This window comes from Egibacteraceae bacterium, from assembly GCA_035540635.1.
Lineage (GTDB): Bacteria > Actinomycetota > Nitriliruptoria > Euzebyales > Egibacteraceae > DATLGH01.
Window position 1 is genome coordinate 1 of sequence record DATLGH010000065.1, and the last position, 11,879, is coordinate 11,879.

The 11,879-nt window shown below is 74.6% G+C and carries 12 protein-coding genes; all 12 read right to left on the bottom strand.

Features of this window, described 5'->3' with window-relative positions; all coding sequences use genetic code 11:
- Positions 1 to 722 (bottom strand): inorganic phosphate transporter (locus VM324_10970; protein HVL99801.1); only part of this gene is annotated, 722 nt, incomplete at its 3' end.
- On the bottom strand, positions 722 to 1,504 hold the full coding sequence (locus VM324_10975; protein HVL99802.1) for a purine-nucleoside phosphorylase: 783 nt from the start codon (positions 1,502 to 1,504) through the stop codon (positions 722 to 724). The genes VM324_10970 and VM324_10975, both read right to left, overlap by 1 nt.
- Positions 1,505 to 1,553: 49 nt before the next feature.
- Entirely contained in the window at positions 1,554 to 2,585 is a 1,032-nt protein-coding gene (locus tag VM324_10980) for a bifunctional phosphoglucose/phosphomannose isomerase (protein HVL99803.1), read from the bottom strand.
- A complete protein-coding gene (locus VM324_10985; GenBank protein HVL99804.1) occupies positions 2,585 to 2,770 on the bottom strand; it encodes a Trm112 family protein in 186 nt (61 codons plus the stop codon). Before VM324_10985 ends, VM324_10980 begins: the two co-directional genes overlap by 1 nt.
- 16 nt (positions 2,771 to 2,786) lie before the next feature.
- Entirely contained in the window at positions 2,787 to 4,127 is a 1,341-nt protein-coding gene (locus VM324_10990) for a phosphomannomutase/phosphoglucomutase (GenBank protein HVL99805.1), read from the bottom strand.
- 110 nt (positions 4,128 to 4,237) lie between these two features.
- The gene (locus tag VM324_10995; protein ID HVL99806.1) at positions 4,238 to 4,402 is read right to left on the bottom strand and encodes a hypothetical protein; all 165 of its coding nucleotides are present in this window, start codon (positions 4,400 to 4,402) and stop codon (positions 4,238 to 4,240) included.
- A gap of 156 nt (positions 4,403 to 4,558) precedes the next feature.
- Positions 4,559 to 4,879 (bottom strand): hypothetical protein, encoded by a 321-nt coding sequence (locus VM324_11000; protein ID HVL99807.1) that lies wholly within the window; start codon positions 4,877 to 4,879, stop codon positions 4,559 to 4,561.
- A 95-nt stretch (positions 4,880 to 4,974) separates the two neighbouring features.
- Positions 4,975 to 5,388, bottom strand: coding sequence for a DUF3499 family protein (locus VM324_11005; GenBank protein HVL99808.1), 414 nt, complete (start codon positions 5,386 to 5,388; stop codon positions 4,975 to 4,977).
- A gap of 352 nt (positions 5,389 to 5,740) precedes the next feature.
- Positions 5,741 to 7,357 (bottom strand): DUF5719 family protein, encoded by a 1,617-nt coding sequence (locus VM324_11010; GenBank protein ID HVL99809.1) that lies wholly within the window; start codon positions 7,355 to 7,357, stop codon positions 5,741 to 5,743.
- A complete protein-coding gene (locus tag VM324_11015; GenBank protein ID HVL99810.1) occupies positions 7,354 to 10,524 on the bottom strand; it encodes a glycosyltransferase in 3,171 nt (1,056 codons plus the stop codon). The genes VM324_11010 and VM324_11015 overlap by 4 nt, the downstream gene beginning before the upstream one ends.
- A gap of 108 nt (positions 10,525 to 10,632) precedes the next feature.
- Complete coding sequence (locus VM324_11020; protein HVL99811.1) at positions 10,633 to 10,863, bottom strand: WhiB family transcriptional regulator; 231 nt, start codon at positions 10,861 to 10,863, stop codon at positions 10,633 to 10,635.
- Positions 10,864 to 11,103: 240 nt separating this feature from the next.
- Positions 11,104 to 11,879 (bottom strand): glycosyltransferase family 2 protein (locus tag VM324_11025; GenBank protein ID HVL99812.1); only part of this gene is annotated, 776 nt, incomplete at its 5' end.

An 11,879-nucleotide genomic window follows, 5' to 3' on the forward strand; every position in this document is an offset into this window, starting at 1 on the left:
GGCACGATCTCCGCCGACAGGGTGCCGGCCGCGGGACGCAGGCCGACCACGAGCCCGACCGTGAAGAGCAGCGCGAGGAGTGCCACCTCGGCGAGCGGCAGCCGCACCTCCTGCGCTCCGCCCGTGGCGACCGCCATCACCGCGAACATCTTCTGGCCGTCGTTGCCGGCGTAGGCGAGGCACTGGAGGGCGAAGGCGCCGACGTGGGTCGTGCGCACGCGGCGGCCGACCGGACGCCGGCTCGGGAGCAAGCCCGCGAAGCGCGACAGCGCGAAGCCTGCGCCGGCCCCAACGACCGGGGCGGCTAGCCCCACGGCCAGGACGAGGACGAGCGTCGCGTGGGAGACGGGCAGCCCCCCGCCGAGCCCCGCACCGGTGATGCCGCCCACGAGCGCGAGCGTGAGGCTCGTCGGCAGGCCGCGGCTCGAAAGGAACCCGACGACCGCGACCGCGGTGAGGACAGCGACGAGCAGCCCGGTCTCGCCCGAGACGAGCGCCCCGTCGTCGGAGAACGACACGAGCCGTGTGGCGAGCGTCGTCGCCACCTGCGTGCCGACGACCAGGGGCGCGACGACGATCGCGGCGCCGAGCATCGCGATCGCCACGAAGGGGGGCAGGCTCGGGACCTTGAGCCCGGTGGCGACCAGGGCCCCCCCGTCGTTGACGCCGTTCACGACCGCGAAGCCCAGCGCCGCGACGACGAGGACGACGTCGGTGCCCATCAGGCGGCGGCTCGCGGAAGCAGCGCCCGAAGCACCCGGGCCAGGCGCGTCCCGCTCGTCCGCGCGGCTTCGAGGACGGCGGCGTGGTCGGTCGGCGTGCCACCGGGCCGGTGGACGTTCGTGATGACCGAGACCCCGAGGACCCGCAGCCCGCGGGCCCGCGCCGCGATCACCTCGAGGACGGTCGACATGCCGACGGCGTCCCCTCCGAGGGTGCGCAGCATCCGCACCTCCGCGGGGGTCTCGTAGGCGGGCCCGGCCACCCCCGCGTAGACCCCCTCGGCGAGGTGCTCGCCGAGGTCCGCGGCGGTCGCGTGCGCCGCGGCCCGCAGCGTCGGATCGTAGGCGCCGGCCATGTCGACGAACTCCGCGCCGACGAGGGGGGTGCGGCCGGTGAGGTTGAGCTGGTCGCTGATGACGAGGAGGTTGCCCGGTTGCAGCCCGTCGGCCAGGCCGCCGGCGGCGTTCGTGAAGACGCATGTGCCGGCCCCGGCGTCGGCGGCGGCGCGCACGACGGCGGTGACGTCCCCGGGGGCGTGGCCCTCGTAGAGGTGCAGCCGGCCCTGCTGGACGAGGACGGGCAGCCCGTGCAGCCATCCGGCGACGAGCCGGCCGGCGTGCCCGGCCACGGTCGCCGTGGGCAGGCCGAGGTCGGACAGTCCCACGACGAGGGGTTCGCGCACCTCGTCCGCGAGCTGGCCCAGCCCCGACCCGAGGGTGAGCAGCAGCGCGGGACGGAACGCGCCGAGGCGCGCGCGGAGCTTGGCGCCGGGGTCGGTCAAGGAAGGCGGCTCGGGTCGGGGTCCACGCCGGGGAGAGGCATGCTCGTGCTCACTCGCGCGACATCTCCTCCTTCAGCCGGTCGATGAGCGCGATCGGGGTGGGGTCGCAGTCCCGGGCCAGTGCGGCGTAGATGCTCGTGAGGTCGGCGAGCATGAGCAGCGACGCGAGGCGGGCGAGCGGCGGCCCGCCGTGGGCGGTGAGCTCGACGACCTCGTCGAGATGGTCCGCCGCGAGGTCCTCGAGATGGCCGATCCGCCGGGTCATGCGGGGATGCTCGCCCTGCGGGTCGCGCATGAGGACGAGCGGGGTGTCCTTCCAAAGGTCCGGGTGATCCTGCCAGCCGACGATCTCGTTGTGCGTCACCTCCGGCAGCTCGCCGAAGAACGCGGGGACCTTCGCGTTCTCGTTCAGCTGGGACTTCAACCGGTAGGCGGCGACGGAGGCGAGGGGTCGCGCGCCCTGCACGACGACGATGCCCGCCTCCGCGATGCGCGCACCGAGCCGCTTGACCGGGTTGTCCGCGCACGGGACGTCGCGGCCGCAGGCGGCGAGCACCGCGCGCTGCACGGCGAGGGTCTCCTCGAGCCCGTCGTCGAGGCCGAGCGCGGCGAGGACTGGGACGGCGAGGGCGCCGAGCGAGTGGCGGGGCTGCCATGCCCGGGGCACCGACACCCAGGGATGCCCGCGGTCCTCGCAGAGCTCGGCGAGGCGGCCCCCACCCGCGACGACGAGCAGCCCCGCGCGGCGGCGCAGCGCCTCCTCAGCGCCGGAGAGCGTCTCCTCGGTGTTGCCGGAGCACGAGACCGCCACGACGAGGGAGCGGTTCCCGACGTGCGCGGGCAGCCCGTAGGTCTTGTGGACGACGATGGGGACGGCGAGGCGCTCGGCGGCAAGACCCGCGACGACGTCGGCGCAGATCCCCGACCCGCCGACGCCGGTGACGAGGACGCTGTCCACACCGTTGAGGTCGATGCGCGGGGGCCGGGGTGCCGCGGCCCACTGGACGCTCGTGGCCTCCACGTCGCCGAGCGCGTCGGCCGGGTCGACCGCGCCGAAGCGATCCGGCTGGTCGAGATCCATCAGGACCGCTTCTTGCTCTCCGGCCGGGTGGCCTCCTCCACGAGCATGACGGGGATGTCGTCGCGAACGGGGTAGTGCAACCCGCACTGCGTGCAGATGATGAGGCTGCGCCGGGGCTTGTAGTCGATCGCGCCATGGCAGGCCGGGCACACGAGCAGCTCGATGAGTTGCGAGTCGACAGGCAACAACGGACTCCTTCCGTCAGGTGCGGACGAGCTCGAGCACCCGGTCGCGCACGCGCTCCATGGTCGCACGATCCTTCGCCTCGACGTTGAGGCGCAGCAGCGGCTCGGTGTTGGACGGGCGGAGGTTGAACCACCAGTCGCCGCCGTCCACGGTGAGGCCGTCGGCCCAGTCGGCGTCGCCGGAGTCGGAGAACGCCTCGGCGACCCGGTTGGTCGCCGCGTCCTGGTCGACGACCTCGGTGTTCACCTCGCCCGACTGCACGTAGCGGTCGTAGGGGGCGATGATCTCGGACAGCGTGCCCCCGTGCTCTCCGAGCGCCTCGAGCAGGAGGACGGCGGCGATCAAGCCGGAGTCGGCGCGGAAGTTGTCGCGGAAGTAGTAGTGGCCGGAGTGCTCGCCCGCGAAGATCGCGCCGGTGTCCTTCATGAGCGCCTTGATGAACGAGTGGCCGACGCGGGTGCGGATCGCCGAACCGCCGGCGGCCTCGATGGTCTCGGGCACGATCTTCGAGCAGATGAGGTTGTAGAGCACGGTTTCGCCGGGGTGGCGCCCCAGGAGCGTCTCGGCGATCACCGCCGTGACGAGGGAGGGCGCCACGGGGCGGCCCCGCTCGTCGACGCAGAACATGCGGTCAGCGTCGCCGTCGAACGCGAGCCCGAGCGCACAGCCCTCCGCCGTCACCGCGGCCTGGAGGTCGACGAGGTTCTCCGGTTCGATCGGGTTCGCCGGATGGTTGGGGAACGTGCCGTCGAGCTCGAAGTACAGCGGCACGAGGTCGACGGGCAGGCCGGCGAACACCGGCGGCACGACGAGGCCGGCCATCCCGTTGCCGGCGTCGACCGCCACCTTGACCGGGCGCATGCGCTCGGCCTGCAGGAAGCTCAGCACGTGCTCGGCGTAGTCGTCGATGAGGTCGTCGGTGCGCAGGTCCCCCGTGGCGTGCACCTGCGGCAGATCACCGGACTGCGCCCGATCGCGGATGGTCGCAAGGCCGGTGTCGAGGGACACCGGTTCGGCGCCGGCCCTGCAGACCTTCAGCCCGTTGTAGGCCGCGGGGTTGTGGCTGGCCGTCCAGATGGCTCCCGGCAGCCCGAGACGCCCGGAGGCGTAGTAGAGCAGGTCGGTGGAGGCCAGGCCGATGTCGACGGCGTCCACGCCCTGCGCGCGCACGCCCTCGATGAAGGCGGCGGCGAGCTCGGGTGAGGACGGGCGCATGTCGCGGGCGACGATGACCGCCTCGCCGTGCAGCTCGACCGCGCACGCGCGGCCCAGGGCCCGAGCGACCTCCGCGTCGAGCTGCTCGGGCACAAGGCCGCGGATGTCGTAGGCCTTGACGATGGGTGTGAGGTCGAGCATGCAGGCTCCCGCGCGTCGGAGGTCGCGACGTGGGGCATCCTACCGACTGCCCCGACCCCGGCAGCGCCCCGACGGGGTGCGCAGGCGCAGGAGCGGGGGACGGACCGGCTTCAGCCCGCCAGCAGCTGGGAGAGCTCGAGCGCCGTGGAGCCGTCGGGCTCGGCCCAGTAGCGGTGCTCGCACGCCCGGCAGTGGGTGAAGTGCGCGGGACCCTCGACGACGGTGAGGTCAATCTCGAACAGGTCGGGGGATCCGCACTTGACGCAGCGGTTCATGACGTCCTCACAAGGGATCGTGGTGGGGGTGAAGCCTCGGGGAAGGTGTCGGCGCGCGGGCCGCGAACCTGTAGGGCCATCCGGCCAGGTCGGCCCGCCGTCGGCGCTCGGCGCCTCTCTCCACGGCTCGCGAGCCGGCGGGGACCGCCCCTGGCGCTATCCGGCGGGCGGGTCGGCCTCCGCGCAGAGCCGACGCACGTCGGCGGTCAGCTCGCGCCCGATGTACTGCGAGCGGGTCCGCTCGCCCTCGCGCCAGAAGGCGTACCAATACGGGCCGTGGGGGCAGGAGGCGCAGTCCTTGCCGCAGCGCACCCACTGCTGCCGGTAGGTGGGGCGCGACACGCCGGGGACGTCCTCCGGCTCGAGCACGGGACCGGCCGAGCCCACCAGCAGCCCCCGCGCGAGGATGACGAGCCGGCGCAGCTGGTGCTCGTCGAGCCGCCGCACCGCCCGCACGAGGTCGCGGGGCAGGCTCACCGTGCCCCACCTGCTACATAAGAATTCACATCGATGCTCGTCAAGGGTTGACTCGCTGTGGGCGTGGCCTCAGGCGCGAAGCGGCGGGGCCGTCATCAGGCCGTCCGGCGTGTCGGGGCGCCGCGCATGGCGGCCGGCGCGAATTCGCCCTGGGGGACGCGCTCGTCAGGCTGCGCGGCGATTCGGGGCAGCTCCCGTCGCAGGCGGTCGTAGCGACTGGTGCCGGCCGGCCGGCGCAGCGGTGCGCTGACCGGCGCCCGCTCCTCCGCGCGCCCCGGCCGGGCGGGCGCCGCGGCGTCGGGGAGCGACGACCGCTGCTCGACGCGCTGCCATCCGCGGGGCACGGTGAGCGCGTCGGCATGGCGCGCGCAGAGGTCGTAGAGCGCGGGATGGGGACTGGGACTGAGGTCGGCGATCCACACCTGACCGCTCGCGTAGCGGTAGGACAGCGAGGCGGTGGCGGGAGCTGGACAGGCCGGCCGGCTGCAGGTGCGGGAGGCGTGGCGCATGCCCCCACCATAAATCACGTCGGGGGAATTCCCACTCAGGCGACGCCGCGGGTCAGGGGTCCAGGCGGGCACAGGGGATGCGGCGCGCGACGTGGTGGATGCACACTGAAGACGCCCCTTGTGGGGGGTCGCTCTCGCTCGTGCGTGAAGGAGTTGAGGTCATGCGGGCCAACGGGGTCGCCGTCGACGAGATCCGCGCCCCTGGAACCTCCTGCACACCGCGCGGATGCTGAAGGACCTGGGCGGGTTTCCCGCCGGGGGCAACTCACGCACCGGTTGGGATGCGGGGTGCCGCTTCGACTACCCCAATCCCGAGCACCGGGCGTAGCCGAACGCCCCCGTCGTCGTGGGCTCAGCCCGCCGGCGCCGGCTCGGCGTCCGGCGGCGCCTCCCCCGGCGGGGCGCCTTCCCCCGCAGGCGGCGCATCGGGGTCCGGAACGTCCGGCAGCTCGCCCGGGGCGGGACGCTCGGGCGCTGCCGGTCCCGGCGCCCCCCGGTCCAGCGGTCTGGTGGACAGCGCGGGGTCGCGCCGCACGGGCGGGCGGGTCGCGGGGCCCGCCCACACCTCCGCGGGGATGCCGACGGCCGACCACAGCCGCAGGCCGCCGGACTGGTGATGGGAGCGGAGCTCGGCGACGACCGGGCCGCTCGCGACGACCCCGGCCGGGATCTCGCCCTGCTCGGGTGCGGCGTCGACGAGGTTGAAGCTCAGCCAGCCGTTCGGCGGGATCGCGGCGCCCCTCCACTCCGGCGGGCCCTCGGCGTTCGTCACCACGTCGACGGTGAGCTCCTCCCCGCCGGGGTTGTACACGGTGACCCGTCCACGCCGCTCCCCCGCGCCCGCGCCGACCAGCGCCCAGCGGGCCGACGGCTGCGCCCCGCGGGACACCGCAAGCCCCTCGCGGCCGGCCGCGCGCAGGGTTGTGACGCGGTGCACGACGACGGGGACCTCGTTCACGCTGAAGGCGGCCACGCCGAACTCCGGTTCCTCGGACAGCTGCGCGAGGTCGACGGCGATGACGCCCCCCGCGGGCACCGAGTACTCCTGCATGGCGGCCTCCGGCGTCGGCGCGGAGACCCGGATCTCCACGGCCGCCTCCCGGGCACCGGGGTTCATGATCGACACCCATGACGACGAGGTTTCGTCGACGCGCGCATAGCCGAATGCCCAGTCGTCGCGCGCGGCGGTGGCCGCGGGTACGAGGGCGCGCCCGCTCGGTCCCGGACGCTCGCCGACCGGCTCGAGGACGAGCTCGCCCTGGGCGACGAGCCGGCCGGTGAGCACCTCGACGGTGGCGCCGAGGTCGGGCTGCTCGGGCTGGAACTGGCCGAGGTCGATGCGCGCCGTGCTGTTGGCCTCCACGAGGACGTTGTCGGTGAGCAGCAGCACGACGCGTCCCTCCGGCGTGGCGAAGGTTATCCGCGCGACCGCGTCGACGCCGAAGGGGTTGAACAGGTGCAGCGTCGAGCGGGAGCCGCCGGCGGTGTCGAGCCCCGCGAGGTGCCAGGTCTCGGCCGGTCCCGGCTCGCAGGGCGCCCCCGGGGTGTCCCCCGACTCGATCCGCCAGCTGGCGGTCGCGGGCCCGCCCTCCCAGCGCACGGCCACCGGCGTCGTGGCCTCCCCCGGGCCGAGGACGAGCGCGTGCTCCCCGCCGGGGGCCACCTCGACCGCAGGGTCGGGGGTGGGCCGCCGCTCGGGGTAGCGCACGACGGTGATCCGGGACGGCTGCTCCCCGACCGCTGCGACCGTCAGGACGGCCGACTCGCCCTCCCCTGCCGTGGCGGGGCAGTACCACGCGCCGGCCTGTGCGGTGTCCTGCGCGACCGGCTCGGCCGGCCGGGGGGGGCCCGGTGCGGTGACGATGTCGACGACGAGGGCGAGGAGGACGACCACCGTCGTGGCGAACAGGGCGAGGGACGCGCGCCGCTGCTCGCGGGACGGGGGGCCCGGCGGCGTGGCCGCGGTCACCCGCGCACCCCCTGGGTGTCGTCCCGGGCGGGCACGGCCGCTGGTGCGACCCCCCCGGCGAGGTCGGACGGCAGCCCCCGGGCGACCGACTCGGCGCGGGCCTGCGTGAATCCGGGCGGGCGCAACGCGAGCGAGACCACGCCGAGCAGCAGCAGGGCCTGCATGGCCACGATGGTGCGGTGACCCACCCCGCCCCCCACGCGGGCACGCACGGGCCCCGAGCCGGGCGGGACCGCGAACGCGTTGATCCCCTCGACCTCGCGGGGCTCCAGGCGCCGACCGTCCGCAAAGGCGTGCCAGAGGGGCGAGGAGCCCTCGGACACGACGAGCACACCGCCCTCCGCCACCGGCTCCCGACCCACGTACAGGTCCCGGCGCGGTCGGTCGAGGCCGGTCTCCTCGAAGCCCGCAGCTGCTCCCGGGTCGCCGGCGGCCAGCAGGGCCTCGCCGGGACCGGGCGGCAGCACGACCGCCCGTGGCAGCCACGAGACGACCTGGAAGACCCGCCCGCCACCCGAGGGCAGGGGCTCGAGCGCCGGCTGGCGGCCGAGCGCGGCGATGAGCGCGTCCGATGGGGTGGCCTCGGACACGACGACGTAACGGACGTTGGCGAGCCCGAGGCGCGTGCCCGCGCGGAGGTCCGCCCCACCGACGGCACCCCCGACGCTGTCGTCGACGAGCGTGATGAGGTCCTCGTCGGCCCGGGTGCCGTAGTCCACCATGCTCGGGCCCCGGGCGGTGACGAGCTCCCATGTCACCGTCCCGTCGTCGACGGCGAGCAGGAGGATGCGGTAGGGACCGACGCGCGGCTGATCGGCCGCCACGAACTCCGGCACGAGCTGGGGGTCGCGTCGCAGCCCCTCCCAGGGGCCGCCGGCGAGCCGCAGGACGCCGCCCGCCAGACCTGCGCCGAGGGCCACCACCGCGACGACGACGGCGAGCTGGCGGGTGCCGAAGGCGTACGAGCGCAGCCCTCCGGCGAGGGTGCGGGCGGCGATCACGCCGAGCCCGCCGATCGCCAGGGCTGCAGGCAGCAGCAAAGCGGGCGTCCACACCCAGCGGGCGCCCAGCCGGGTCGCGCCCCAGGCGAGCAGTGCCGAGGCGGCCACCGCGGCGACGAGCCCCGCGACCGCGGTCGGCCTCGTACGCAGGCCGAGCAGGACCGCAACCGCCACGACCGCCGCGGCCGTCAGCGCGGAGCGGATCCCGGCCGTACCGGCGAAGGCGGGCAGCACCTCGGGAGCGGCGGCGAGCGCTCGCCACAGCGGCAGGGTCTCGAGCGGTGCGCCGGTGCGCACCCCGACGGTGCCCCCGAGAACGAGGCCGACGAGCCACGGGCCCAGCAGAAGCAGGGCCGCCCCGCCCGCGACGCCGAGGCGGACGGCCGGCTGGCGCGCTTCATTGCGCAACGCGACGAAGAGCAGACCGAGGTAGCCGAGGACGAGCACGGGAGCGATCCCAGGCTCCGCCGCGACGAGGACCGCCGTCGCGAGCGCGAGCAGCGCACTCGACCGCCAGGCGGTGCCGAGCGGCGTGCGGGCGTCGGCCGCCCTGACCGCAAGGAGGACGATCCCCGGCAACAGGGCGGCGGCGACGAGGGTACCGAGGCGGCCCTGGCCCAACGCCCCGAGCACCGCGGGGGACAGCACGTAGAGCGTCGCCCCGAGGAGGCGCGGGCCGGGACGGGCGGTCATCAGCCGACCGGCGCGCACCGCGAGCAGCCAGGCGACCGGCAGGAGGCCGAAGACGACGAGCCGCTGCGCGAGCCAGGCGTTGCCGAAGCCGAGCAGCGAGACGATCCCGAGGACGGCCTGCACCGGCGACGCGAAGGCGGCCGACCCGACCGGCTCGCCGTTCCACGGGCTCGCGTACGCCCGCAGGAAGGTCCTCGCCGTCTCCGGCCAGGCAGCGATCTCCACACCGACGAGCTGGCCGCCGCCGAGCAGCGCGCGCAGCCCGAGCAGGTAGACCGCGAGCAGCGCCAGCCCGGCGGAGGCCGCGGGGTGGTTGCGGATCGCGCGCACGAAGGCCCCCCCGGGCTCGGCCTGCGCCCCACCCGCCTGTTCCGGGTCCTCGAGCAGGACGCGGGTGCTGCCCCCGGCGAGCCAGCTGCCGAGGGCCTCGACGGACGTCCGCGCGCGGGGAAGGCCGGGGGCGAACAGCCGGCCGAGGTCGCGGTCGGCGACGCGGCGGCGCCGCTGCACGACCTTCCGGCGCTGCAGCGTGGTGGGAAGGTGCGCGGCGTTCCAGAGGTGCGCCCGGACCACCGCGGCGGCGTCCGCGAACCTCCTCGTCGCGAGGAACGTCAGCGTCTTCACCACGGCGAGGAGGATCACGACCGGCAGCACCCACAGGAGGCGGCGTGCCCCGTAGTTCTTCAGCACGGTGGCCAGGGCATGGCGTTCTGCGAGGTAGCGGCCTTGGGCGGCCCGCCCGGCGAGCTCGCGCGCCCCCCGGGTCGCGGCGGCGACGTGGTACGCGACGGCGCTCGGGACGACCTCGACCCGGTAGCCGGCCAGCCACGCGCGCCAGCAGAGGTCAAGGTCGTCGCGGAACAGGGGGAAGCGCAGGTCGAACCCGCCGAGCTCGGCGAGCACGTCCCTCCGCACGAGCATCCCTGCGGTCGATACGTAGAGGACCGGTCGTTGGCGGTCGTGCTGACCCTGGTCGAGCTCGGCCGGCTCGAGCTGCGACTCGGCGCGTCCGAAGCGGTCGACGGTCATGCCGACCTCCTGCAGGACCGGCTCCTCGCTCCAGTCGCGCAGCTTCGGCCCGACCACGGCGATCGCCGGGTCTTCGCGCATGGCGTGGACGAGCCGCGCGATCGCGTCCGGCGCGGGCGCGAGGTCGTCGTGGAGGAGGAGCACGAGGTCGGCCTCGTCGACGACGGGATGCGTCAGCGCGCTCGCGACTGCCCGGGTGTAACCCGCGTTGCGGGGGAGGGTGACGAGCCGGTCCGCGGGTATCCGGCGCCCGAGGATGTCGGCCGAGTCGTCGGTGCTCGCGTTGTCGACGACGACGAGGTCGAGGGCGGGGTAGCGCTGCGCGGCGAGCGTCGCGAGCACGCTCGGCAGCCACTCCGCCCCGTTGCGGACCACGAGGATCGCGGCGACGCGGGGCAGCCCAACGGGGCGTGCGGGATTGGAGGCGGGATCGGACGAGGACATCGACGGCAGCCCAGCGTACGAAGAGGCGGAGGACTCATCGGCACCACGCAGCCACGCGGTGCGCTCGCGGTGAACGATGCTAGCCGACGGGGGTCGGCGTTCGGTCGGTCAGGAGGCCATACGCTTCAGGCGCCGCCGTTCCCGCTCGCTCATGCCGCCCCAGATGCCGAACCGCTCGTCGTTGGCCAAGGCGTATTCGAGGCACTCCTCGCGCACGTCGCAGCGCGCGCAGATCCGCTTGGCCTCCCTCGTGGAGCCGCCCTTCTCCGGGAAGAAGGCCTCCGGGTCGCCCTGCAGGCATTTCGCCTGGGGGGCCCAGGGCAGCGTCTCCAGGTTCATGGGCATACAGCCTCCTTCGCCGGCGGGGGACTCCTCGCACCTGGTGATCACCCTCACCACTCGCCTCACGATCACCCCGGGCGGTTCTACCCTGGGGAAGCGCCGTTACTCGCAGATATGGAGTTACGATCATGGAATTCTCGTGTGCGCGCCGCCCGACGTCAAGATGCGTTGGGACAAAATGTCAAGGATCTGCGACGGCGACCGCCTCCCGCGCACGCTCGTGCAGGACGCGGCCGGTCAGCCGTCGTGGCGGGCCTCAGCCTGCACGCGGTGCCACCAGGTGGCCACCCAGGCGCGGTAGTCGAACGGTTCGAACCATCGGCTGATCACCGCCGCGGGGTCGACCGTGGCACGCGCCCGCACGACATGTCCCTTCGCGCGCATGCGGGACAGGAGGCGGGCGCGCGGCAGCGCCCGGGCGAGGGCGCTCGGCACGGTGAGCGCAAGCTCGCCGGCCTTCAGCAGGGTCGTGGCGCCGAAGCCCGGCAGCGCGCGGAGTAGCGATGGCAGGTGGTCGTTCTTCGCGACGACGAGGAAGCGGTTGGCGAAGTTCAGCTCCTCCACGAACGCCGTGCGGCGAGGGCCCGCGCCGCCGCGCTCGTGCCACCCGCGCGCGGCGGGCTCGTACCAGGCGTGCCAGCCGCGCAGCTGAAGGCGCCAGTCGAGGTCGACGTCCTCCCAGAACGCGAACAGGTCCTCGTCGAAGACCTCGCCGTCGACGGCGACGTCGGCGAGGGCGTCGAGGCGGTAGAGCGCGACCGCCCCGGACACTCCGAAGACCGCTCCGGGGGCGTCGAACTGCCCGCGGTCGACCTGGCCCTCGCCGCGGTTGCGGAACAGCCGGGTGACGAACGCCTGGTGGCCGGTCGTGTCGAGGACGCGCCCGTCGGCCTCCTCGCCGCGCCACAGCTTGCCCTGCACCGCGGCACGCCGCTCGTCGGCCTCGAGCGCGGCGAGCGCCCGCGCGAGGTAGTCGGGTTCGAGCGCAACGTCGGGGTTGCAGACGGCGAACG